The organism is Kineosporia rhizophila, assembly GCF_021277265.1.
Classification (GTDB): Bacteria; Actinomycetota; Actinomycetes; order Actinomycetales; family Kineosporiaceae; genus Kineosporia; species Kineosporia rhizophila.
The window spans coordinates 68,279-91,350 of record NZ_JAJSOH010000022.1; the positions used below are offsets into that span (position 1 = coordinate 68,279).

Annotated in this window: 21 protein-coding genes; 2 read left to right on the forward strand and 19 right to left on the reverse strand. The window is 71.3% G+C overall.

Annotated features, from left to right (window positions below):
- Positions 1–51: 51 nt before the first annotated feature.
- The 14 genes from LWF15_RS25995 to ffh form a co-directional block, all read right to left on the reverse strand.
- Positions 52–381, reverse strand: a complete 330-nt coding sequence (locus LWF15_RS25995; protein ID WP_231445389.1) for a DUF2469 domain-containing protein — start codon at positions 379–381, stop codon at positions 52–54.
- Between the two features lie 297 nt (positions 382–678).
- Entirely contained in the window at positions 679–1,050 is a 372-nt protein-coding gene (crcB, locus tag LWF15_RS26000; RefSeq protein WP_232813559.1) for a fluoride efflux transporter CrcB, read from the reverse strand.
- Positions 1,047–1,433, reverse strand: a complete 387-nt coding sequence (gene crcB, locus LWF15_RS26005; protein WP_232813560.1) for a fluoride efflux transporter CrcB — start codon at positions 1,431–1,433, stop codon at positions 1,047–1,049. The genes crcB (LWF15_RS26000) and crcB (LWF15_RS26005) overlap by 4 nt, the downstream gene beginning before the upstream one ends.
- A complete protein-coding gene (locus LWF15_RS26010; protein ID WP_232813561.1) occupies positions 1,430–2,518 on the reverse strand; it encodes a ribonuclease HII in 1,089 nt (362 codons plus the stop codon). The genes crcB (LWF15_RS26005) and LWF15_RS26010 overlap by 4 nt, the downstream gene beginning before the upstream one ends.
- Before the next feature lie 138 nt (positions 2,519–2,656).
- The gene (gene lepB / locus LWF15_RS26015) at positions 2,657–3,553 is read right to left on the reverse strand and encodes a signal peptidase I (protein WP_232813562.1); all 897 of its coding nucleotides are present in this window, start codon (positions 3,551–3,553) and stop codon (positions 2,657–2,659) included.
- Between the two features lie 8 nt (positions 3,554–3,561).
- Positions 3,562–4,362, reverse strand: a complete 801-nt coding sequence (gene lepB / locus LWF15_RS26020; RefSeq protein WP_232813563.1) for a signal peptidase I — start codon at positions 4,360–4,362, stop codon at positions 3,562–3,564.
- Positions 4,359–5,012, reverse strand: coding sequence for a signal peptidase I (gene lepB, locus LWF15_RS26025; RefSeq protein ID WP_232813564.1), 654 nt, complete (start codon positions 5,010–5,012; stop codon positions 4,359–4,361). Before lepB (LWF15_RS26025) ends, lepB (LWF15_RS26020) begins: the two co-directional genes overlap by 4 nt.
- Before the next feature lie 285 nt (positions 5,013–5,297).
- The gene (gene rplS, locus LWF15_RS26030) at positions 5,298–5,657 is read right to left on the reverse strand and encodes a 50S ribosomal protein L19 (protein WP_232813565.1); all 360 of its coding nucleotides are present in this window, start codon (positions 5,655–5,657) and stop codon (positions 5,298–5,300) included.
- A 142-nt stretch (positions 5,658–5,799) separates the two neighbouring features.
- A complete protein-coding gene (gene trmD, locus LWF15_RS26035; RefSeq protein WP_232813566.1) occupies positions 5,800–6,726 on the reverse strand; it encodes a tRNA (guanosine(37)-N1)-methyltransferase TrmD in 927 nt (308 codons plus the stop codon).
- Positions 6,727–7,269 (reverse strand): ribosome maturation factor RimM, encoded by a 543-nt coding sequence (gene rimM, locus LWF15_RS26040; RefSeq protein WP_232813567.1) that lies wholly within the window; start codon positions 7,267–7,269, stop codon positions 6,727–6,729.
- A gap of 28 nt (positions 7,270–7,297) precedes the next feature.
- Entirely contained in the window at positions 7,298–7,540 is a 243-nt protein-coding gene (locus tag LWF15_RS26045) for an RNA-binding protein (RefSeq protein WP_052533772.1), read from the reverse strand.
- 1 nt (position 7,541) lies between these two features.
- Positions 7,542–8,006: a 30S ribosomal protein S16 gene (gene rpsP / locus LWF15_RS26050; RefSeq protein ID WP_232813568.1), complete on the reverse strand. Its 465-nt coding sequence runs from the start codon at positions 8,004–8,006 to the stop codon at positions 7,542–7,544.
- A 186-nt stretch (positions 8,007–8,192) separates the two neighbouring features.
- Positions 8,193–9,275, reverse strand: coding sequence for an amidohydrolase family protein (locus LWF15_RS26055; protein WP_408624040.1), 1,083 nt, complete (start codon positions 9,273–9,275; stop codon positions 8,193–8,195).
- A 230-nt stretch (positions 9,276–9,505) separates the two neighbouring features.
- On the reverse strand, positions 9,506–11,101 hold the full coding sequence (gene ffh / locus LWF15_RS26060; RefSeq protein ID WP_232813570.1) for a signal recognition particle protein: 1,596 nt from the start codon (positions 11,099–11,101) through the stop codon (positions 9,506–9,508).
- An 85-nt stretch (positions 11,102–11,186) separates the two neighbouring features.
- Between ffh and LWF15_RS26065 the strand changes: the two genes are divergently transcribed.
- On the forward strand, positions 11,187–11,897 hold the full coding sequence (locus tag LWF15_RS26065; RefSeq protein WP_232813571.1) for a hypothetical protein: 711 nt from the start codon (positions 11,187–11,189) through the stop codon (positions 11,895–11,897).
- Here the strand turns inward: LWF15_RS26065 and LWF15_RS26070 are convergent.
- The 3 genes from LWF15_RS26070 to LWF15_RS26080 all read right to left on the reverse strand — a co-directional run bounded on the left by LWF15_RS26070 (position 11,894) and on the right by LWF15_RS26080 (position 16,151).
- Complete coding sequence (locus tag LWF15_RS26070; protein WP_232813572.1) at positions 11,894–14,389, reverse strand: [protein-PII] uridylyltransferase; 2,496 nt, start codon at positions 14,387–14,389, stop codon at positions 11,894–11,896. The two genes, LWF15_RS26065 and LWF15_RS26070, sit on opposite strands and share 4 nt — an antisense overlap.
- 104 nt (positions 14,390–14,493) lie before the next feature.
- Positions 14,494–14,832, reverse strand: coding sequence for a P-II family nitrogen regulator (locus LWF15_RS26075; protein WP_232813573.1), 339 nt, complete (start codon positions 14,830–14,832; stop codon positions 14,494–14,496).
- Positions 14,829–16,151 (reverse strand): ammonium transporter, encoded by a 1,323-nt coding sequence (locus LWF15_RS26080; protein WP_232813574.1) that lies wholly within the window; start codon positions 16,149–16,151, stop codon positions 14,829–14,831. The genes LWF15_RS26075 and LWF15_RS26080 overlap by 4 nt, the downstream gene beginning before the upstream one ends.
- Before the next feature lie 432 nt (positions 16,152–16,583).
- Between LWF15_RS26080 and LWF15_RS26085 the strand changes: the two genes are divergently transcribed.
- Positions 16,584–17,690 (forward strand): hypothetical protein, encoded by a 1,107-nt coding sequence (locus tag LWF15_RS26085; protein ID WP_232813575.1) that lies wholly within the window; start codon positions 16,584–16,586, stop codon positions 17,688–17,690.
- Between the two features lie 194 nt (positions 17,691–17,884).
- On the opposite strand, the gene ftsY is transcribed toward LWF15_RS26085, so the two are convergent.
- Together ftsY and LWF15_RS26095 are read right to left on the reverse strand one after the other, a co-directional pair.
- On the reverse strand, positions 17,885–19,096 hold the full coding sequence (ftsY, locus tag LWF15_RS26090; RefSeq protein ID WP_232813576.1) for a signal recognition particle-docking protein FtsY: 1,212 nt from the start codon (positions 19,094–19,096) through the stop codon (positions 17,885–17,887).
- A gap of 269 nt (positions 19,097–19,365) precedes the next feature.
- Positions 19,366–22,704: a hypothetical protein gene (locus LWF15_RS26095; RefSeq protein ID WP_232813577.1), complete on the reverse strand. Its 3,339-nt coding sequence runs from the start codon at positions 22,702–22,704 to the stop codon at positions 19,366–19,368.
- Positions 22,705–23,072: the final 368 nt, after the last annotated feature.

The following is a 23,072-nucleotide window of genomic DNA, read 5'->3' on the forward strand; positions in this document are numbered from 1 at the left end:
CTGACCGGGTGAGGTCGCCGGGCCGCTGCCGCAGCGACCTCACCCATCGGCTCAGGACGCGGAGCCGAAGCCGCCGTTCTTGGGCAGCTGCAGATCGTTGGGGGTGAGTTCCTCCACGTTCACGTCCTTGAACGTGACCACCTTGACCGCCTTGACGAAACGCGCCGGACGGTACACGTCCCAGACCCACGCGTCGCTCATCGAGACCTCGAAGTAGACCTCTCCGTCGGCCGAACGCACCTGCAGATCCACCTGGTTGGCCAGGTAGAAGCGCCGCTCGGTCTCGACCACGTAACTGAAGAGACCGACCACGTCGCGGTACTCGCGATAGAGCTGGAGCTCCATCTCGGTCTCGTAGTTCTCCAGGTCTTCGGCGCTCATCGCACCTCCCCGCCGGGGCGGGTAGGCGCAGTGAGAGCCGCCCGGGGTCTGGAGGCCTGCCGTCGCTCGTTCATACCTGCCGCTTGCTCCTGTGTGCCGACTGTGGGCCGGGCCGTCACGTCTGCGGGGACATGATGACCATCAGTCCGCGCAAGCCCGCTCCGAGCATCCGCTTCCGTCCCATGATGGCGCAGAACCGTGCGGGCGGGGACGCTTGCCGCGCGACTCTTGGGCCCGGGCCCCGACGGTACCGGTCCACCCCGCTCCGGCCTGCGACGATGCCGGGGCACCGGCACCTCAGGCGAGCCGGGCGCCGATCTCCACCCCGGCCCAGGCCAGCCCGAGCCCGCCCAGTACGGACGCCAGCACGTACGCCGTCGCCCAGCCGGAGCGTTCCTGCCGGGCCAGCTGCACCGTCTCGAAGCTGAACGTGCTGTAGGTGGTGAAGGCGCCGCACCACCCGGTGCCCGCCGCGGCCAGCACCTGGCTGCCGATCGCACCGTGGGCGGCCAGGCCCAGCAACAGCCCGAGCAGTGCCGAGCCGAGCAGGTTGATCAGCAACGTACCGAACGGCAGCCCACCACCGACCCGGGCCTGCACCCAGCGGTCCACCAGGTACCGGCTGGGCGCCCCGATCGCAGCTCCCAGCCCCACCAGCAGCGGAATCACCGAGCCACCCTGGACACGAGAGCGGTTCCCACCACGACCCCCAGCAGCGCCCCGGCCAAGGTCAGGCCCAGGTAGCCGACGGCGGCCAGGGTGCGGCCGGCCTCGATCAGCTGGACGGCGTCGGTGCTGTAGGCCGAGAACGTGGTGAACCCGCCGAGGATCCCCACCCCGAAGAACGGCCGGACCAGCGGGTTCGGCGCGGCCGAGCGTCCGAGCAGGGCCATCAGCACCCCCATCAGCAGGCCGCCGAAGACGTTGATCAGCAGCACCGTCCAGGGCACCTCGCCGGGCGTGGCGGGAAGCAGCCGGGTCAGGCCGTAGCGAGCCTCGGCCCCGATCACGCCTCCGAGGGCGACCGCGGCCAGGATCCGGCCGTCTTTCATGGGAAGAGCGTCAGCTCTTCGTGGTCGTAGCCCACCGCCCGCACGTGCTCGGGCGGGGCAGGCAGCTCGGCGCCCAGCTCGCGGACGTCCGCGTCGGACAGCTCTTCCGCCGAGTCCGCCGAGAGCGCATCCTCCACCGACGCGCCGTCGTCGTGGAGATCGTCCGTAAGCTCTTTCTCCGAAACTGATTCCAGATCGAGCGTCTCGCCGAACACCCCGTCCGACCCGGGAATGTTCCAGGAGACCCGGTGCAGCCGGCTCGGCCCGAGCCGGCGCAGCGCGGCCAGGTGGTCGGGGGCCGAGTAGCCCTTGTTCAGCTCCCACCCGTACCCCGGGTGCTCGGCCGCGAAAGAGACCATCAGCGCGTCCCGTTCGACCTTGGCCAGCACGCTCGCGGCAGCCACGGCGGCGCACCGCAGGTCGGCCTTCACCTGGGTGATCACCCGCGGCGGCACGATCGCCGCGATCGGCTCACCGTCGATGAAGCTCAGCGGGTGCCCGACCGCGACCGGTTCCTCGTCGAAGTCGAACAGCGAGGTGCCCTGCGGCGCCTCCTCGGCCGGCTCCACCGGAACGCTCAGCCAGTCGTGGGAGCCGTCCAGCAGCGCGCAGTCCGGCCGGATCTCCAGCGAGGCGAAAGCCCGGGCGGCGGCCAGCCGCAGCGCCGCGATGATGCCGATCTCGTCGATCTCGTCCGCCCCGGCGTGACCCACCGCACTCATCGGCGCCCAGCGCCGCAGGCGGGGCACCAGCTTCTCGCGGGCGGCCGGGGCCAGGAGCTTGGAGTCACGTACCCCGGTGGGGGCGGACTTCGTGTCCAGGTCGACCACCACCACCCCGACCGTGACCGGCCCAGCCAGCGACCCTCGTCCCACCTCGTCGATCCCCGCGACGAAACGGTGCCCCTCGCGCAGCAGCTTGCGCTCTTCGCGCAGCGTGGGCGGCTGGGCCGAGAGCTTCTTCAGCAACGCCTTCTTGGCCTCCGCCTTACGGGCCTTGGCCCGCTGCGCCGCGGCCTGCCGGGCGAGAACCTTCTTGGTCACCGGCGCCGACGGCTCGGATGCGGGATTGGACGCCGGGGTCATCGCCCACTCACCACCTGAAGTCTGAGAAGCCGGAATCTTGCGGACTGCCCGACGCTACCGGACTTGAGCCGGTTCTCTGCGCGAAGAGACCCCAGTTGCGCATGTTTCCGTGGTCACGGCTGCGGAACGGGTGACGTCCTACGGCTCTCCCACCTTCTCGAACACCGACGAGGGATTGGTCAGCAGACCCATCCGGCCCAGTGGCCAGACCCGGGCGAACGACACCCCGACCAGGTTCCCCATCGGCACCCCTCCGTCGGCGTTGTCGCGGTGGTAGCGCGAGTCGGCCGAGTCGCCGCGGTTGTCGCCGAGCACCCACACGTGCCCCTGAGGCACCGTGACCTCGAACTTCTCCTCGCTCGGGGCAGCTCCCGGCTTGATGTAGGGCTCGTCCACCGGCACCCCGTTGACGGTGATCCGGCCCTGGTCGTCGCAACACACCACCCGGTCGCCGGGCAGCCCGATGAGCCGCTTGATCAGGTGGTTGTCGGCGTCGCTGGGCATCAGGCCGACGAACATCAGGGCGCCGTGCACCTTCTCCACGGCCGGGCTGCGCGCCTCCTTGGCGGGGGCCGGGGGCAGCCAGCCGCCCGGGTCCTCGAACACCACGATGTCGCCACGCTGCAGGCTGAACGGGCCCGGGGTCAGCTTGCTCACCAGCACCCGGTCGCCGATCTGCAGGGTGTCCTCCATCGAGGAGGACGGGATGAAGAAGGCCTGCATCAGGTACGTCTTGATGATCAGCGACAGCACCAGGGCGATGCTCATCACCAGGAAGACCTCGCGCACCAGGTAGCCCGCGGCCTGGACCGGGGTGAGCGGCGGGTCGTCCGGCTTGGGCCGGTGCGCCAGAGGGCGGAACTTGCTTGGGGGCCTGCGCTCGCGTGGGGGCTTGCCGGCCCGCACCCGCTCGGCGTCGAGCACCTCCCGGCGGCTCGGGCCGCGGGGGCGGGAGGCCGGCGTCCGCCGGGCGCGGCGCCAGGCGTCTTCCCCCTCGTCCGGCTCCGACGGGCCGGCGGCGCGGTGCGTGTTCACGCCCGAGGTCACGGGGCCGGGACGTTGGCGAACGTGGAGGACGGATTCCGCAGCAGGCCGAGCCGGTCCAGCGGCCAGACGTTGACGAAGGCGCGGCCGACGATGTTCGAGCTGGGCACCATGCCGTTGTTCACGTCGGGGTGGTAGCGCGAGTCCTGGGAGACCGAGCGGTGGTCGCCCAGCACCCAGATGTGCCCGGCCGGGACCTTGACCGAGAACGTCTTGTCGCTCGGCTCGTCGCCCGGGTACAGGTACGGCTCGTCGATCGCCACCCCGTTGACCGTGATCCGGCCCTGGTCGTCGCAGCAGGCCACGGTGTCGCCGGGCAGGCCGATGACCCGCTTGATCAGGTGGTCGTCGGAGTTGCTGGGCACCAGGCCGACGAAGCTGAGCACCCGGTGCAGGTCGCTCACCGGTGCCGCGGTGCTCTGGTCGAGCCAGCCGCCCGGGTCCTTGAACACCACGATGTCGCCGCGCTTGAGGTCGAACGGCCCCGGCGTCAGCTTGCTGACCAGCACCCGGTCACCGGTGAGCAGCGTGTTCTCCATCGACGGGGACGGGATGAAGAACGCCTGCACCAGGAAGGTCTTGATCAGCAGCGACAGCCCCAGGGCGATCACCAGCACCATGGCCAGCTCTCGGATCAGCCCCCAGAGGGCCGACATCGGCGTGGCCGGGCGCTTCTCGGCCGGGGGCTCCTCGACCGCCGTGTCCTCGGCCCGGGTCTGCTCCACTCCGGTGTCGGGGTTCCACGGATCCATCGGCGTGGTCTGGTCGTCCCACGCGTCGCCCTGGCTCGAGCCCCTCACTCACCGCTCCCGTTGCCGTTGTCCAGGCCACCGACCCGTGACATCGGCCAGTAGATACCCACCACCTTGCCCACGACGTTGCCGACCGGCACCGTGCCACCTCCCGGCGAGCCCAGATGGGCCCGGGAGTCGGCCGAGTCGGCGCGATGGTCACCCATCACCCACAACCGGCCCTCGGGCACCTCGATGTCGAAGGCGACCTCGCTGGGCTTGTTCCCCTCGGCCACGTAGGGCTCGTCGACCGGCTCGCCGTTGACCGTCAGGCGGCCCTGTGAGTCACAGCACACCACGTGATCACCAGGCAGACCTATCACTCGCTTGACGTAGTCGCGCGAGCCGACCGGCATGCTGAAGGCCGAGGCCACGAACCGGCCGACCCCGGCCAGCAGCGTGTCCGGGCCGTCGTCCTCCGGGTCGAACACCCCGGCGCCGTCGAACACGATCACGTCGCCGCGCTCGATGTCCGAGGCCAGGTACGAGAGGCGGGAGACCAGCACCCGGTCGCCGATCTGCACGGTCGGCTCCATCGAACCCGACGGCACCACGAACGACTGCATGACGAACGCCCTGATCAGCGCGATCGTCACGGCCACGGCGACCAGGCCGGTGGCGGCCCGGCGCAGAGGGCCGGCCCCCGAACGGTCAGGCACCGCCGGACGGGGCGACGTCGGCACGGCACGGCCGGTCAGCACCCGAACCCACCCCTTCGGTCAACCGCCCGGATCCGGGCAGATCTGAAACTCTGAAGAAAACACGCCGATCCTCGCACGCGCCCGCCGACCACGCCGCCGAACCACGCTCACCCGGCGGCCCGGGAGGCGATTCACAGCTTCTCATCCCCACCTGTGCCCGGGGCAGCCCGGGCGGGGACAAAGCGGACCGGCCCCGGCTCCCCACCGGGAAGCCAGGGCCGGAACCGTCGGAACAGGCTCGGATCAGCGCGCCGGAACGGCGTCGCGCTTCTCCTTGATCTTGGCAGCCTTGCCGCGCAGCGCGCGCAGGTAGTAGAGCTTCGCGCGGCGGACGTCACCGCGGGTGGCCACCTCGATCTTCTCGATGATCGGGGTGTGCACCGGGAAGGTGCGCTCGACACCCACACCGAAGCTGACCTTGCGGACGGTGAAGGTCTCGCGGACGCCGCCGCCCGAGCGGCGGATCACGACGCCCTGGAAGAGCTGCACACGGGAGCGGTTGCCCTCGACCACGCGGACGTGAACCTTGACGGTGTCACCGGCCCGGAAGTGGGGGACGTCGCTCTTCAGCGATGCTGCGTCGATGTTGTCGAGTGCGTGCATGGCACTGTCGCTCTCTCGCGGATGCCACAGGCCACCCGCGCAGGTAGAAGGTTCTGCGGGTTCACGGTTCGTTGCCGGCTCTCGTGTCGGTTCCGCGCTCTCCCCCTGTGGCAGGGGCGCAGCCGACAGGCGGCACGAAGGGTCAGTCTGCCACAGGGGCGGTCAGGGGCTGAAATCGGGAACCCTCCACGGTCCACCCCTCCTCGGCCAGGACGGCCCGGTCCTTCTTGTCGAACTGGGCCGGGTCGAGCCGGGCGATCAGGTCGGGCCGCCGCCGGGAGGTCCTGCGCAGACGCTCGTCCCGGCGCCAGCGCTCGATCTGGGCGTGGTGCCCGGACATCAGCACCGGGGGTACGTCCCGTCCCTGCCAGGAGGCCGGTTTCGTGTACACCGGGTACTCCAGCAGGCCGTCCTCGTGGCTCTCCTCGACCAGGCTCTCGGCGTTGCCGATGACCCCCGGGATCAGCCGGGCCACGGCCTCGACGATGGCCAGGACAGCCACCTCGCCCCCGTTGAGCACGTAGTCGCCCAGGCTGACCGGCTGCACCCGCAGGCGCGTCGCGGCGTGTTCGTAGACCCGCTCGTCGATGCCCTCGTAGCGGCCGCAGGCGAAGATCAGCCACGGCTCGGCGGCCAGTTCCCGGGCCATGGCCTGGGTGAACGGACGACCGGAGGGGCTGGGCACAAGCAGAAGTGGGGACGTCGGGGCCGGCTCAGCGGGAAGGGCGGACTCGCGCTCGGGCGGCGATCCGACGGGGAGCGTTCGCATCGGGCCCGCCAGAACTGAGGACGAGTGTGCGGCCTCGGGCGCAGAGGCTCGTCCTGCGTCGGTGGGGACTGCGTCGGTGAGGACTGCGTCGAGCGCCTCGGCCCACGGCTCGGGTTTCATCACCATGCCCGCTCCCCCGCCGGCGGGCGCGTCGTCCACCGTCCGGTGCCGGTCATGGGTGAACTCGCGCAGGTCACGCACGGCGAGCTCGAGCAGCCCGCTGCGCCGGGCCTTGCCGATCAGCGAAAGATCAAGGGGGGCGAGGTATTCGGGGAAGATCGAGACGATGTCGACGCGCATCTACTCTTCCGGGTCTTCCAGCAGGCCGGCCGGCGGGTCGAGCACGATCCGTCCACCGGCCACGTCGACCTCGGGAACGATCGCCCCGACGAAGGGCACCAGCCGGTCGCCGCTGTGCAGGGTGCGGATCACCAGCAGGTCCTGCGCCCCCGGATGCTGCACGGAGACCACCTCGCCGAGCTTCTCGCCCTGCCGGTCCACCGCGGTCAGGCCGACCAGCTCGTGGTCGTACCAGGCGTCCGGCTCGTCGGAGGCCTCGGCCACCTCGACCTCGAGCCGGGCGTTGCGCAGGGCCTCGGCCGTGGTGCGGTCGCCCACCTCCTCGAAGGTGAGCAGCAGGGTGCCGTTGTTGTCCCGCACCCGGGCCAGGGTGAGGGTGGTGGGCACGTCGACCGGGGTCAGGGAACGGCTGAGGGAGCCGTCCTCCACGTGGAGGACGGCTCCCTTGACGAACCGCTGGTCCGGCGCATCCGTGCGGACCTCGACGCTCACCTCACCACGCAGACCGTGGGCGCGACCGATCCGGGCTACCACGAGACGCATGGTGAAACAGTGCTCCTGTACGGGTTGGTCAGCGGCCGCGGTCGACGTCGACGACGTCCACCCGGACCGGCTCACCGTTGCTGATCGCCTTGACCACGGTGCGCAGCGCGGTAGCGGTGCGACCGGAACGGCCGATCACCCGGCCGAGGTCCTCGGGGTGAACCCGGACCTCGAGCAGGGAACCCCGGCGGAGCGAGCGATTGCGCACGACCACGTCGTCCGGGTGGGCGACGATGCCGCGCACCAGGTGCTCCAGCGCGTCGACGAGCACGTCAGGCCTGCTCGGCCGGGGCCTCGGCGGCAGCCTCGGTGGTGGCCGGCTTCTCCTCGGCCTTCGCCTCGGCCTTGGCCTTCTTCTCTTCCTCGCGCTTGGTGCGCAGGGTCTTGGCCTCGTTCTCGTTCAGGCCCTTCGCCTCGGCGAAGCCGGAACGGTCCTCGACCTTCTTCTCGCCGACGCGCAGGGTGCCCTCGGTGCCCGGCAGGCCCTTGTGCTTCTGCCAGTCGCCGGTCACCTTGAGGAGGGCGAGGACCTGCTCGGTCGGCTGCGCGCCGACGCCGAGCCAGTACAGGGCGCGCTCGCTGTCGATCTCGATGACCGACGGGTCGTACGTGGGCTGGTACCGGCCGATCTCCTCGATCGCGCGGCCGTCACGCTTGGTGCGCGAGTCGGCGACGACGATGCGGTAGTGCGGGGCGCGGATCTTGCCCATCCGCTTGAGACGGATCTTGACTGCCACTGGTGTGGACTCCTCATATGCATGGATGCGGCCGTGCCGGCGCACCGGGTGGGTTTCCGGCGCTTCGGGTTGGCCTAGGACTCGGCATCGCCTGCGGTGAGAGGGTCCGCACCGGCCGGGTTCAGCCGACCATTGTGCCAGATCACCGGGCCTGACGTTGCCAACCGGTCTCCCCGGCGGCCGGGATCACCCGCCGACCTGGTTACCCCTCAGCACCACGGCTCGCGGGTCGGTGAGAACCCGCAGGTCATCCCGTGGATCAGTGGCGTACACCACCAGGTCGGCCGATGCTCCCTCGACCAGCCCCGGCCTCCCCAGCCAGGACCGGGCCGACCAGCAGGCCGCGCCCAGCGCCTCGACCCGGGACAGCCCGGCGGCGTGCAGCTCGGCGATCTCGGAGGCGACCAGCCCGTGCGGCAGGCTCCCGCCGGCGTCGGTGCCGCAGAACACCGGCACCCCCTCGTCGAAGGCGTTCTTCACGGTCTCGTAGCGCCGGGCGTGCAGCGAGCGCATGTGGGCGGCGTAGACCGGGAACTTGCCTTCGGCCTGAGCGGCGATCTGCGGGAAGGTGGCGATGTTGATCAGGGTGGGCACGATCGGCACCCCGCGGGCAGCCGCCGCCGTCAGGGCTGCATCGCTCAGACCGGTGGCGTGCTCGATGCAGTCGATGCCGGCGGCCAGCAGGTCGGGCAGGCACTCTTCGCCGAAACAGTGCGCGGTGACCCGGGCGCCTTCGGCATGGGCGGCGGCCATTCCCGCGGTGAGCGCATCCAGCGGCCAGCACGGGGCCAGGTCACCGCTGGCGCGGTCGATCCAGTCGCCGACGATCTTGACCCAGCCGTCACCCAGGCGGGCCTGCGCGGCCATCATCGCGGGCAGCTGTTCCGGCTCGATCTCGTGCGCGTAGTTACGCAGGTAGCGGCGGGTGCGGGCGATGTGCCGCCCGGCCCGCACGATCACCGGCAGGTCTTCGCGCTCGTCGATCCATCGGGTGTCGGTGGGCGAACCGGCGTCGCGCAGCAGCAGGGCCCCGGAGTCACGGTCGTCGAGTGCCTGTTGCTCGGCGGTGGCCGCGTCGACCGGGCCGTGCTGGTCGAGGCCGACGTGGCTGTGCGCGTCGACCAGACCAGGCAGCACCCAGCCCTCGACCACGCTCTCGTGCACCCCGGCCGAGGTGGGCCGCTCGAAGGTGATCCGGCCGCCCACCACCCAGGCGCCGGCCCGGACCTCGTCCGGCCCGACGAGCACCGGGCCGGCCAGCCGAGTCACCCGCACCGGAACACCTCGCCCGGCTGCCCCGTGGCGGAATTCGCGCCACCCCGACGCGCGCGCAAAGCCTTACGTGTGAGCACCACCGCCACCCCCGCCCGCCCTGGGAAACACGCCACGCCGAACCGAAGGTTGACTCAGGTGCAGTGCCGGGACCACAACCGGCCCGGCCCAGTGCTCACACCCGTTGCTGCCTCAGCCGTACCGTCCGGCGTTCTGCCTGACCGGCCTCAGCGGCCGAGGAACTTCTCGAACCCGGGCGGCAGCTGCAGGTTCGCCGGGTCGACGTTCTGCTGGCCGCCCATCCCGAACGCGCCCCCGGACTGCGCCGGACCGCCCGGCTTGTTGCCCTCGGCCAGCTGCTGGGCCCGCTTCGCCGGGTTGCCCGACTTGGCCTTGCCCTTGCGCGGGGCCGTGTTCTTGGCCTTGCCCTTACTCTTCTTGCCGCCCGGCATCCCCGGCAGACCAGGCATCCCCGGCATGCCGGGCAGCCCGCCGCCGTTGCGCATCTGGCGCATCATCTTCTGCGCCTCGCCGAACCGCTCGATCAGCGTGTTGACCTCGCTGACCTGGGTGCCGGAACCCTTGGCGACGCGCAGCCGGCGCGAGCCGTTGAGCACCCGGGGCTGCCGGCGCTCCAGCGGCGTCATCGACTTGATGATCGCCTCGACCCGGTCCATCTCGCGCTCGTCGAAGTTGTCGAGCTGCTCGCGCAGTTCGCCCATGCCCGGCAGCATGCCCAGCATCTTCTTCAGCGAGCCCATGTTCTTCAGGGCCGCCATCTGGGCGAGGAAGTCTTCCAGGGTGAAGTCGTCGCCGTCGGCGAACTTGGCCGCCATCTTCTCGGCCTGATCGGCGTCGAACGCCTTCTCGGCCTGCTCGATCAGGGTGAGGATGTCACCCATGTCGAGGATGCGGGAGGCCATCCGGTCGGGGTGGAAGAGCTCGAACTCCTCCAGCTTCTCGCCGGTGGAGGCGAACATCACCGGCTGACCGGTGACCCCGACGACCGACAGCGCGGCACCACCACGGGCGTCACCGTCCAGCTTGGACAGCACCACCCCGGTGAAGCCGACGCCCTCCATGAACGCCATCGCGGTGTTCACCGCGTCCTGGCCGATCATCGCGTCGACGACGAAGAGGACCTCGTCGGGGCTGGTGGCGGCCTTGATGTCGGCGGCCTGCTGCATCAGCTCACCGTCGACGCCGAGGCGGCCGGCGGTGTCGATGATGACCACGTCGTGGTGCTTGTCGCGGGCGAAGGCAACACCGTCGCGGGCCACCTGCACCGGGTCGCCCTGGCTGGTGCCGGAGACGCCCTGGCCCTCGGAGACCCCGCGCTCGGGGGCGAACACCGGCACCCCGGCCCGCTGCCCGACCACCTCGAGCTGGGTGACGGCGTTGGGGCGCTGCAGGTCGGAGGCCACCAGCAGCGGCGTGTGGCCCTGCTCGCGCAGCCAGCGGCCGAGCTTTCCGGCCAGGGTGGTCTTACCCGCACCCTGCAGACCGGCCAGCATGATCACCGTGGGCGGGTTCTTGGCCAGGCGCAGCCGCCGGGTCTCGCCGCCGAGGATGCCGATGAGCTCCTCGTTGACGATCTTGACGACCTGCTGCGCCGGGTTCAGCGCCTGGGAGACCTCGGTGCCGACCGTGCGCTCGCGGATGCGCGCGGTGAACTGACGCACGACGGGCAGCGCCACGTCGGCGTCGAGCAGCGCGCGGCGGATCTCGCGGATCGTCGCGTCGACGTCGGCCTCGGAGAGCCGGCCCTTGCCGCGCAGCGACTTGAACGTGGCGGTCAGGCGGTCGGAAAGGGTGGCGAACACCCCAACAGCTTAATGCAACGCGGGGTCGCCGATCCTCGTCCAACCCCTGGACCGCGCGCCTGCCACCAGGCGACCCTGACGAGAGGTGACCAGCGTGACCGTGAGCGTGGAGAAGCGCCCCGAGCGACCGGCGGGCCGGAACAGCCGCTGGGGCCTGATCAGCGTCGCGATCGGCGTGCCGGTCCTGGCGCTCCTGGTCGTGGCGGCCGGCTTCATCCACCCCTGGAACCCCGGCGGCGGTCTCGCGGACGGTCGTTACACCCGCGACTACTCGGTGCGGCTGCCGCACGAGGTCACCGACGCGGGCGCCTGCCTTGACCTGACCCTCGCGGGAACGCTGAGCGCCACCTACCGCTCCCCCGCCTGGAGTCTGGGTGGGCCGGGCTGGACCTCGGCGCAACTGTCCGACGTCTCGCTGACCGTACGCAGCGCCGAACGATGCGGCGACGACGCCCCGGCGGTCGTTCTCGACACCTACGACCTGAGCCAGTTCTGGGCCACCGAGACCTGCGCCGAGCCGATCCGCGGCGACTGGCAGGAATCCACGCCGGCCACCGGCTGCGAGTCCCAGGACCTGGTCGCCGGAATTGGCACCCGGTCGACCGCCCCGGGCGCCGAGTACCGCAACACCTTCTCCGGCATCGAACCGCTCTCCTGGCACGGAACGGTCTACGGCGACTCGCTCTGCCTGAACGGCGCGGTCAGCGGCACGGTGAACAAGGAGAGCCAGACTCACACCGTCGCTCTCGAGGGCTACCGGGTCTGCCTCGACCCGACCACCGCCCAGCCGAACTAACCCGCGTTCGGTACCAGCCCCGCGTCCACAAGCACTGAAACCGTCTCGGCCACCCGCGGAGGCGACAGCGGCCCTCCACCCCGTTCGCACACGTACAGCACATCCACCGCCTGCCCGGCATGAGTGGCCACGTGCGCCGAGCGCAGATCCACGCCTACCCCGGCGAGCGCCGATCCGATCGCGTGCATGAGCCCCGGGCGGTCGGCGGCCCGTACCTCCAGCACGGTCGCCTCCTGGGAGGCGCCGGGCAGCAGCACCACCCGGGGGCGAGCCGGGGCGCCGGAGCGGGTACGGAAGCCCGCGTCCCGGCGGATCAGCGGCTCCAGCACGCTCTGGTCGCCCTCACTGAGCCGGCGCAGGTGCTGCTCCAGCAGTTCCGGCGGGGGCATGTCACCGCGGCTCTCGACCCACCAGGTGTCCACTGCGATGTCCAGGCCCGGTGAGCCCAGGTGCTCGGCCGCCACCGTGCGCACCAGCGCGGACTTCACGGTGAGCCGGAAACTGGCCAGCACACCGGCGATCTCGGCCAGCAGGCCGGGCCGGTCGGGGGCGACCACGGTGACCACGTGCAGCTCGTCCATCGGCGTGACGGCCACCCGCGGACGTCCGTCGGCCAGTGCGGTCCGGACCAGCTCGACCTCCGCCTCCGCGATCGGCGCCGGGCCGGGCGGCTCCTGACCGCGCAGTGCCGTGGCCGCGCGGGCCATCAGATCGTCGACCAGGCGCGCCCGCCAGGCCGTCCAGGCAACCGCCCCCACCGCGACGGCATCAGCCTCGGTCAGGGCGCGTAGCAGCAGCAACGTCTCCTGGCGCTCGCCGACCGCGTTGACCAGGGCCTCCACCGTGCCCGGGTCGTCCGGGTCACGCCGGGTGGCCAGCTCGATCAGGGTCAGGTGCTCGCGGACCAGCCGCTCGAGCAGGTCGCTGTCCTCGTCGCCCAGCCCCATCCGGCGGGCGATCTTCCCGGCGATCGGCCCGCCGGTGATCGAATGGTCCTGCGCCCCGGCGATCTTCCCGATGTCGTGCAGCAACGCGGCCAGCACGAGCAGGTCGGGGCGGGAGGTGTCGCGCAGCGCCCCCTGGATCTGGATGACCGTCTCGATCAGGTGCCGGTCCACCGTGTGCCGGTGAACCGCGTTGCGCTGCGGACGGTTCCGCACCGAGACCCATTCCGGGATCCAGCGGGTGATCACCCCGGCCCGGTCGAGCGACTCCCAGACCTGGGCCAGGTGCGGGCCGCCGGCCAGCATGGCGACGAACTCGTCGCGGGCCGCGGTGGGCCAGGGGTCGGGCAGCGGCGGGCAGTCCCGGGCCAGGTGCTCGACGGTGACCGGGCTGAGCGGCAGGCCGACCCGCACGGCGGTGGCGGCGGCGCGGATCGGGAGCACCGGGTCCTGGGCCGCCTCCACCCCGACGCCGAGCACGACCTCGCCGTCGTGCTCCACCAGCCCGTGCCCCAAGGGCCTCAACCGAGGACGTCGGGGGCCAGGTCGCAGTCGACGTGCGGGGAGCGACTGGCGGGCCCGGCGAGCCGTTACGTCCACGGCGTAGGCAATCGACCGGGTGCAGTCGGCCACCCGGGCCAGCAGTTCGTCGGCATCGGTCAGGCCGCAGAGCACGGCCACCGCGTCCTGTTCGGGCAGCAGCAGCCGGTCGTTGCTCTTGCCGGTGACCGCCTGCAGGGCGTCCCGGACGTCGAGCAGAAGTTCGTGCACCTCGTCCACCGAGCCGTGCGGGCGGTCGGTGACCCAGCTGGCGGCCAGGGCACGCAGGACCGTGACGTCGCGCAGCCCACCACGGGCGTCCTTGAGGTCGGGTTCCAGCAGATGGGCCGCCTCGCCGTACCTTTCGGCGCGCTCGGCCAGGGAGTCCAGGACCTGCGGCAGACGGCGCCGGATACCTCCGCGCCAGTCGCTGAGCAGTGACGTCCGAGTCTTCACGACCAGCGCCGCGTCACCGGCGACGACCCGCAGGTCGAGCATGCCGATGGCGGCGGACAGGTCGGCGGCCGCGACCTCGCGGCACTGGGTGGGGGTACGCACGGAATGGTCGAGCCTCAGCCCGCCGTCCCACAGGGGGTACCACAGTCGCTGGGCCAGCTCCCCCACCTCGTCCGCCGGAAGGCGGCGGCCGTCGTGCAGCAGCACCAGGTCCAGGTCGCTGGCCGGGCCGGCCTGCCCTCGGGCCACACTGCCGACGGCGGCCAGGGCCAGGCCGTCGAGACCGCTCTGGCGGCGGCGCTTCGGCCGTTCGTGCAACGGCGCGACCGCGGCTTCCCAGTCCAGTCGCAGCGCCCGCTCGACCATTTCGGTGAGCGTGCGGCGGCGCTCGGCACCCGGGCTGCCCGGGGTTCCCGAGCGCAGGGCCAGCGCCAGCCTGTCCTTTCTCAGGTCACGGGCGGCGTGCAGGGCCGCCTGGGCCAGATCCTCCGCGTTCTCCCTCTCCTCGAGGGCGGGATCTTCTTCCAGGCCGTCGAACTGGCCAGCCGTCACCGTTCACCTTTCTTCCCGAGCCCGCCCCGGCGGGACCTTCGGCCGGTAACGGAAACTCCCGGCACCCCTGCGGGTACCGGGAGTCTCCGGTGTCACTGACCTGCTTACAGGGCGTCCGCGCCGCGCTCGCCGGTGCGCACCCGGACCACGTCGTCGACCGAGGTGACCCAGACCTTGCCGTCACCGATGCGGCCGGTGGCGGCGGCCTTCACGACCACGTCCACCACGTCCACCACGTCGGTGTCGTCGACCAGGACCTCGAGGCGGGACTTCGGCACCAGGTCGACGGTGTACTCGGCGCCCCGGTAGACCTCGGTGTGGCCCTTCTGGCGGCCGTAACCGCTGGCCTCGCTGACCGTCATGCCCTGGATCCCGAAGGTCTCCAGTGCGGCCTTCACCTCGTCCAGCTTGTGCGGCTTGATCACCGCGGTGACCAGCTTCATGCCGGGACCTCGCTCTCAGCAGTCTTCTTGGCGGCGACCACCGGGCGGGAGGAACCCCCACCGGTGGAGGAGTCGTAGGCGGACTCGGCGTGCTCGTGACCGTCGATGCCCTCGACCTCGGACTCCTCGTCCAGGCGGAACCCGATGGTCTTCTGGATGGCCAGACCAATGATGTAGGTCAGGACGAAGGAGAAGGCAAGGACGACGAACGCGCCCACGGCCTGGCGCCAGAGCTGGTCCACGCCGCCGCCGAAGAACAGGCCGTCCACGCCGGCCGGGGCCGTCGAGGTGGCGAAGAGGCCGATGGCCAGGGTGCCCCAGAGGCCACCGACCAGGTGCACGCCGACCACGTCGAGCGAGTCGTCGTAGCCGAAGCGGTACTTCAGGCCGACCGCCAGGGCGCAGAGCACGCCGGCGACCACACCGATGATGACCGCGCCGACCGGGCTGACCGAGTTGGCGGCCGGAGTGATGGCGACCAGACCGGCGACCACACCGGAGGCGGCACCGAGCGAGGTCGGGTGACCGTCGCGGAAACGCTCGACGACCAGCCAGCCCAGCAGAGCGGCGGCGGTGGCGGCGATGGTGTTGACCCACGCGGTGGCGGCGATGCCGTTGGCACCCAGGGCCGAGCCGGCGTTGAAGCCGAACCAGCCGAACCACAGCAGACCGGCGCCGAGCATCACGAACGGCAGGTTGTGCGGGCGGAACGGCTCCTTGGGCCAGCCGACCCGCTTGCCCAGCACCAGGGCCAGGGCCAGGCCCGCGGCACCGGCGTTGATGTGGACCGCGGTACCACCGGCGAAGTCGAGCGCCTTCAGGTCGTTGGCGATCCAGCCGCCCAGGCTCTCCGCACCGGCGGTGGCCCCGTCGAACGCGAACACCCAGTGCGCCACCGGGAAGTAGACGATCGTGGCCCAGACCGCGACGAACAGGCACCAGGCGCCGAACTTGGCCCGGTCGGCGATCGCCCCGGAGATCAGCGCGACCGTGATGATCGCGAAGACGCACTGGAAGCCGACGAAGGCCATCGCCGGGACGGTGAAGACCAGCTGGTCCTCGGCCATCAGGCCGGACAGACCGAAGAACTGGCTCGGGTCACCGACCAGACCGGCGCCGAGGTCGTCGCCGAACGCCAGCGAGTAGCCGTAGAGCACCCACAGCACCGTCACGATGCCCAGCGCGGCGAAGCTCATCATCATCATGTTGAGAACGCTCTTCGTGCGGACCATGCCGCCGTAGAAGAACGCCAGACCTGGAGTCATGAGCAGCACGAGCGCAGCGCTCGTCATCACCCACGCGGTGTCGCCGGTATCCATCCGCACCCCTTCGAGGAGAACCGCCCCTCGGTGAAGGGGCCGTCATCGGGACCATCGTGTGTTCTGGGCGCCGCAGCTCAGGGTGACCGCGGCGGGGACCGACCCCTGAACGGAGTCGATCGCTCACAGAAGAAATTGCTGTGCGCCGGTTTCCTCGTGGCACCCGCAGGATTTCCGCCCCGTAACGTTTGGCGGCGGGATGTTTCCGCTCAGTTACCCGTGCTGGGCGTTAACCCGTTCGGGGGTATCCGCGCCAGCCCCGGAGCCCGCCGCCGCCCGCATGTGACCCAATGGTGATCGGAACGTTGCCGGGCCTGGCCGGGGGTCACGCAGAGATCAACTTGGTGATGTCTCAATCTCCACCCGAGGCCCCGGCGATCCCCTACCCGCGACGGAGGCGCCTACCCCCGCCCGCTTCGCAGACTGCCGGGTATGGACATCACACGTGGTCAGCTCCTACGTGGCGCCGCCCTGGCCGGCTTGGCCGTCACGTCCACCCCCGCAGTCGCCCAGGCCTGGCCCGGCTCGGCCGACGCGAAGGGCAAGCGGCGCGACGTCCCCTTCCGCGGGGTTACCTATGGCGTCAACAGCGGCGAGAGCCCGACGACCGGCTGGGAAGCGCGGCGGATGCGCAGTGACATGAAAGCCATCCGCGAACGTCTTCACGCAAACACCGTCGCAGTCATGGGCGACGGGGTGGAACGGCTGTCCGCCACAGCCACCGAGGCCGCCGAACGCGGCCTGACCGTTTTCCTGCAGCCCCGGCTCGGCGATGTGCCGGAGGCCGAGATCCTGGAGCACCTGGCCGAGTCGGGCCGGGTGGCCGAACAACTACGTAAGGACGGCGCATGGGTGCGCCTGAGCGTCGGCTGCGAGTTCTGGCTCTTCGTACCGGGAATCGTGCCCGGGGAGAACGCCCTGGAACGGGTTCAGAACCTGCTGAAGGGCAACTTCGATGCGGTGCACATGAGCCGTGAACTGCAACGCTTCATCGGCCTGAGCGCGCGCACCGGCCGTCGCGTGTTCAAGGGCCGGCTGACCTACGGCGCGGCCGAGGACGACGAGGTCGACTGGAAGCTGTTCGACCTGGTCAGCGTCAACTACTACAGCCACCACCGCAAGCGTCGGGACTACCTGCGTGACCTGCGGACCTACCAGGCCCACGGAAAACCGGTGATCGTGCAGGAGTTCGGCTCCTGCACCTTCGTCGGCGCTCCCGAGGCCGGCGGAATGGGCTGGAACGTCGTGGACTACGAGAAGGATCCGGCCGAGGTGCCGGCCCGCATCGTGCGCAGTGAGAAGGTCCAGGCCGACCACCTCGTCCGGCTCTACGACGTCTTCGCCGAGGCCGGCATCCACGCGGCCACGGTCTACGACTTCGTCAGCCCCGACTCGCAGCACAACCCCACCGAGCCGCGCTACGACTACGACACCGCCAGCTATTCCATCGTCAAGGCCGTCGGCCAGGGGAAGAACTGGCACTGGGAGCCCAAGCTCGCGTTCCACGCCCTGTCGCGGCGTTGGTGTCCGCAGAACTGAAAGGCCCACCAGAGGACGTTGGTGAGCCAGTCTCCTGATTGGCTCACGGACGTCCTCTGGTGGGCTCTTGCACTTCTACTGCACCCGAACGCTTATGGCCTCACGTTTGCCTCCGCCGCCCTCGTCTTCCCGGGTGGGAGGGGGAGGGCGGCGGACAAACTGGGCACACCTAGCGGCAGAGCGGGGTTCGGGATCTAGGCGAGCAGGGCGTCGACGAAGGCCTCGGGCTCGAAGGGGGCCAGGTCGTCCGGGCCCTCGCCGAGACCGACGAGCTTGACCGGCACGCCGAGAGCGCGCTGCACGGCGACCACGATGCCGCCCTTGGCCGTGCCGTCGAGCTTGGTCAGCACGATCCCGGTGACGTCGACGACCTCGCTGAACACCTTGGCCTGCTGCATGCCGTTCTGGCCGGTGGTGGCGTCGAGGACCAGCAGCACCTCGTCGACCGGCCCGTGCTTCTCCACCACCCGCTTGACCTTGCCCAGCTCGTCCATCAGGCCGACCTTGTTCTGCAGCCGGCCGGCGGTGTCGATGAGGACGACGTCGGCCTCGGTCTCGATCCCGGCCTTGACCGCGTCGAACGCCACCGAGGCGGGGTCGGCGCCGTCGCGGTCGCTGCGGATCGTCGGCACGCCCACCCGGTCGCCCCAGGTGGCGAGCTGGTCGGCGGCGGCCGCGCGGAAGGTGTCGGCCGCGCCGAGCACCACGTCCTTGTCCTCGGCCACCAGCACGCGGGCCAGCTTGCCCACCGTGGTGGTCTTGCCGGTGCCGTTCACGCCGACCACCATGATCACGGCCGGGCGACCGGGAGCGTGCTCCACGGCGAGCGAGCGGTCCAGGCCCTCGCCCGGGTCGACCAGCGCCTTGAGCTCTTCCCGGAGCAGGGCGCGGACCTGGTCGGCGTCGCGCACCCCGAGCGCGGAGACCCGCTCGCGCAGGCGGTCGATCAGCTCGGTGGTCGGGTCCATGCCGAGGTCGGCCAGAAGCAGCGTCTCCTCGATCTCGTCCCAGGTGTCGGCGTCGAGCTTGTCGCGGCTGAGCAGTTCCAGCAGACCGCGGCCGAGGGCGTTGGAGCGGGCGAGCCGGGCGCGCAGGCGGACCAGACGGCCACGCGGGGCCTCCGGGCGGTCGAGCTCGGGGACGAGGAGGGCCGGCTCGGCGACCTCGGGCACCTCGATCTCGGGGGCCTCGACGGTGGCCTGCGGCTCAGGCTCGAGGACGCCGACTCCGCCGGCCCCCTCCCCCTCGCCGGTGCTCGGGGCCCGGCGCTCAAGGGTGGGGGTGCCCTTGACCGGCGGCAGCGACGGCGGCTGCTGACGCCCGCGGCCGGCGAGCAGGCCGACGGTACCGCCGAGCGCCGCCAGCGCGACGATGGCGACGAGAATGATCCACTGGACGGTGTCCACTCCGGGCGAGCCTCCTCAGGCACAGGACGGCGCCGGGCCCCCGACGCCGAAGTAGATGACGTGTCGGCGTACCTGAGCATGCCAGCCCGACCGCCGGGACGCCCGCGCCGGGTACCTACAGCGCGCCGAGTCACCCAGATATCGGGGGTGGAGTGACGGAGCGAGGGCGGGCGCGTACGGCTGAACTTTGTGCCTGTGTGCCAGCAAGAACCGGGACAAGGCCAAAACAGAGGCGGCGGGCGGTGTGACCGCCCGCCGCCAGATCGAACTCAGCGACCGTTACGAACCTTGCCGCCCCTGGGCTTCTTGCCCCGCGACCGGTTCTTGTTGTGCGCCTTGCCGGGCTGCTGCGGACCGGACGACGCCGGAGCCTCGACCGGCTCGAGCACCGCGGTCTCGTCCACCTCGGACTGAACCGGCGGAATGAGCGCCGTCTCCTCGATGGCGGCATCGGGGACGGGCGGCATCGCGATGGTCTGGTCGGCCCCGGCGTCCGGGACCGGCGTCATGACCTCGGTCGCCGCGGCGGCAGCGGGCTGGCCGTCGCCCGTGGATGCGGGCTGCGGCTTGGGGGCGGTCTGGGACTTGGAGTCGGTCGCTGGCTTCTGGTTTGCGGCAGCGTCTGTAGCCGACTCGTTCCCAGCCCCTGCGGGCTCCGCGGTGGCCTTCGGCTCGGCGGCGGTCTGGGCAGCGGTCTTGGAGTCGACGCCCGTGGTCGGCCTGGGACCAGCGGCCGGCTTGGCGCTGGCCACGGGCCCGGACTCGGTGTTGACCTCAGACTTGGGCTCGATGCCGGTGCTGGGCTTGATATCAGTCCGGGGCTCGACCTTGATCCCGGTGCTGGCTTCAGTACCGGACGCGCCGGCCTTCGACCCCGTGCCCGTCTCGGACTCAACCGCTGCCTGGGACTCGGTGGCCGCCTGGGACTCGGTGGCCGCCTTGGACTCAGTGGCCACCCCGGACTCGGTACCCACCTTGGACTCAGCGGCTGCCTTGGACGTGGTGGTCGCCACTGAGTCAGCGACCACCTTGGGCTTGGCGGACGCCGTGGACTCGGTGGCCACCTTGGATTCGGTACGCGCCTTCGGTGTCGCGGCTGCACCGGACTCGGTGGCCGCCTTGGGCTCGGTGGCCGCCTTGGGCTTGGCGGCTGCCCCGGACGTGGTGGCTGCCTTGGACCCGGTGTCCGTCTTGGACTCGGTGGCCGCCTTGAGTTCGGCGCTGGTCGCGGACCGCGCACCGGCCGCTGCAGGGGTGCTCGGTTTCGGCTCGGGGCTGGCCTTGGGCTGCGGGGTCGCCTTGGCGCTGGGCTTAGCTTCAGGCTGGGCGCTCGCTGCGGATGCTCCGGCTGTGGGCCGAGGGCTGGACGCGGGGGTCGCGCTCGGCTCGGGCTTCGCCTGGCCGGCGGGCTTGGCCACGCCACCCACGGGGCCGGTGATTCCGGGGCGGGCGGCCGGGCCAGTGGCCGCGGTGGACCGGCCGTCCGCGATCGGCTCGCGGATCGGGGCCATGATCACGACTTCGTCGGGGTTGGCCTTCGGGGTCTTGGCCGGTCCGGCCTGGGTCGTGTGGGCCTGGCCGGGGGTGGTGGGGCGGGGCGGGGTGGCGGCGACCGGGGGGATCATGACGGTCTCGTCGGAGGGGTCGACGGGTGTCACCGATCGGGGCGTGGCCGGCTTGGACGGCACGGCGTTCGGGGAGGCTGATGAACCGGCGTCGAGGTTCGCAGCGGCTGGATTCCCCGCGGCAGGCTTCCCAACGGTCGGCTTCGCAACGGCTGGATTCCCCGCGGCTGGATTCCCCGCGGCAGGCTTGCCCGCGGTCGGCTTCGCAACGGTCGGGTTCCCCGCGGCAGGCTTCCCCGCGGCCTGGTTCCCAGCGCCGGGTTTTGCGCCGGCCGAGTTGGCGGGGGCCGGGTTCGAAGTGGCGGGCTTCGCGGGGCTGGGCTTGCCAGTGGTCGGCGCCGGGGTGGTCCGGGCGACCGGCTCCTGGACCGGAGCGATCATCACGGTCTCGTCGTCGGCAGCAGGAGCAGGCTTGGCTACCGGGTCCTGGACCGGGGCGATCATCACCGTCTCGTCCTCGGCAGCAGGAGCAGGCTTGGCTACCGGGTCCTGGACCGGAGCGATCATCACCGTCTCGTCCTCGGCAGCAGGAGCAGGCTTGGCAACCGGCTCCTGGACCGGAGCGATCATCACCGTCTCGTCCTCGGCGGCGACAGCGGCAGGAGTGGCGGCAGGAGCGAGGGGAGCCTTGACCGGCTGGATGCGCACGGTCTCGTCGGCGGGGGTGACCGGGGCAGCGGGGGCCTTGGCCGCAGCCGCAGAGGAGCTCGCCGACTGCTTGGCCCGAGCGGGGGCCGGGTTCTTGACCGAGGCCGAGCTGCGGGGGGCGGTGGAGGTGACGGCGGCGGCTGCGGTGCGGGACGCGACGGGGGCCTTGACCGGCTGGATCATGACCGTTTCGTCGGCCGGGTCGACCGCAGCCGGCTTCGGCCGGGCCGGGCCGGTGCTCTGCGGGCGGGCCTTGGCCGGCTGCGCGGCGGCGGTGGGCTTGGCCGGCGCGGCTGCCTTGGCTTCGGCCGATTCCGGCTGGGCCTCGGGTTGAGCGGCGCCCTTGGCTTCGGCCCGGGCCGCCTCCTGCTGGGCCGCCTCGACCCGGGCGGCGGCCTCCTTGATCCGGCTGCGGCTGCCGATGATGGCGGCCACGTCGAACTTGTCGCGACGCGGGCCCTTGGGCTTGGCCACCGGGCGGGCCGGGCCGCTGGAGTGGCGGACCCCACCCTGACCAGCACCGACGTTCGCGCCCCCGGAACCGGCAGCACCGCCGGAGGAGGCAGCACCGCCGGAGGAGGCGGGGGCGTCGGCGGCGACCTTGGCCGCAGCGGGCTGGGGCTCGTTGTGCCGGACGGTCTTCTTGGCGTCGCTCTGCTTCGGGGACGCCGGAGCGGCCGCGACCGCGGCGACGCCGGGCGTGGTGACGCCGCGGGCCGGGGTGCGCGGTGCGTGGGCGGTGGAGCGGGCGCCCGCCGAGGCGGGGACGACCCCGGGGACGGGGGCGATCGGCCGGGTGATCTCGGCCTCGGCGAAGGGGCGGTCGCCGTCGTCGGCGATCTCCGGATCGGTGGGCACCGCGATGTCACGCATCGCGATCTCGCCGGTGTTGCCGAGCCACGCGGACGCCGGGTGGGTGCGGCCACCGGCGGCCGTGGCCGAACGGGTGTGACCCCGGGGCTGCGTGCGACCCAGGCGCGCGGTGAGGTCGGCCGCCCCGAGGACGGTCGGGCGAGCGCCGTTCTTGGCCGCCGGGCCGGCCGGGTTCTCCCGGTCCTCCAGACGGTCGAGCGCGCTGTGCATGGCCTCGCTCACCGGGTGCCAGATGCGCTGGAACCACTGGGCCGTCGCGATCGATGCGCGCCACGAGGCGATGACGCCGCGCACCGTGCCGCGGCCGGCAGCCACCGGGGCGGAGGCCGCCGTCTTCACCGCCCGTTCGCCCTCGGGCGTGAGAATCTTTCTGCCCGAGCGTAATTGAGGTGCGGCGATCAGGTAGAGGAATCCGATCGCAATGGTCAGGATGAGCAGGAGTCCCACGATCGCGGCAAGCACATGTCTACGTTACGAGGTATTTCGCTCCGGCCCAATGGGAACGGCCCTGCCAATTGTTGCGATCGCGTCACTTCGGTCCGCCGGGACTGGACACGTGACCGAATCCGTGCCTGTGATTGACCGGCAAAAGCATCGGCGAGACAACGGCTTTCACAGGATGACGCTGGTCACGGCGATGCACCCGGAAATCCGGCCGGGCTTCGCCCCGATGGAGCAGTCACAGGAACGACACCGGCGATTACCGGAAAAGTCCCAGCCCGCAACGGGAACTGCTGACCATGGTCGGCCGTTACCCTTCACGTTTCCCGGGCACAGCGAAAAACGGCCCTCGGCCGGGTAATCGAAAAAGCCCTCGGGATGCACCCGAA

Coding starts and splice junctions, on each gene's coding strand:
- LWF15_RS25995 (WP_231445389.1), bottom strand. CDS start 381: ATGAGCGCCGAAGACCTGGAGAACTACGAGACCGAGATGGAGCTCCAG.
- crcB (WP_232813560.1), bottom strand. CDS start 1,433: ATGAAAGACGGCCGGATCCTGGCCGCGGTCGCCCTCGGAGGCGTGATC.
- LWF15_RS26010 (WP_232813561.1), bottom strand. CDS start 2,518: ATGACCCCGGCGTCCAATCCCGCATCCGAGCCGTCGGCGCCGGTGACC.
- rplS (WP_232813565.1), bottom strand. CDS start 5,657: ATGCACGCACTCGACAACATCGACGCAGCATCGCTGAAGAGCGACGTC.
- trmD (WP_232813566.1), bottom strand. CDS start 6,726: ATGCGCGTCGACATCGTCTCGATCTTCCCCGAATACCTCGCCCCCCTT.
- rimM (WP_232813567.1), bottom strand. CDS start 7,269: ATGCGTCTCGTGGTAGCCCGGATCGGTCGCGCCCACGGTCTGCGTGGT.
- LWF15_RS26075 (WP_232813573.1), bottom strand. CDS start 14,832: ATGAAGCTGGTCACCGCGGTGATCAAGCCGCACAAGCTGGACGAGGTG.
- LWF15_RS26080 (WP_232813574.1), bottom strand. CDS start 16,151: ATGGATACCGGCGACACCGCGTGGGTGATGACGAGCGCTGCGCTCGTG.
- LWF15_RS26085 (WP_232813575.1), top strand. CDS start 16,584: ATGGACATCACACGTGGTCAGCTCCTACGTGGCGCCGCCCTGGCCGGC.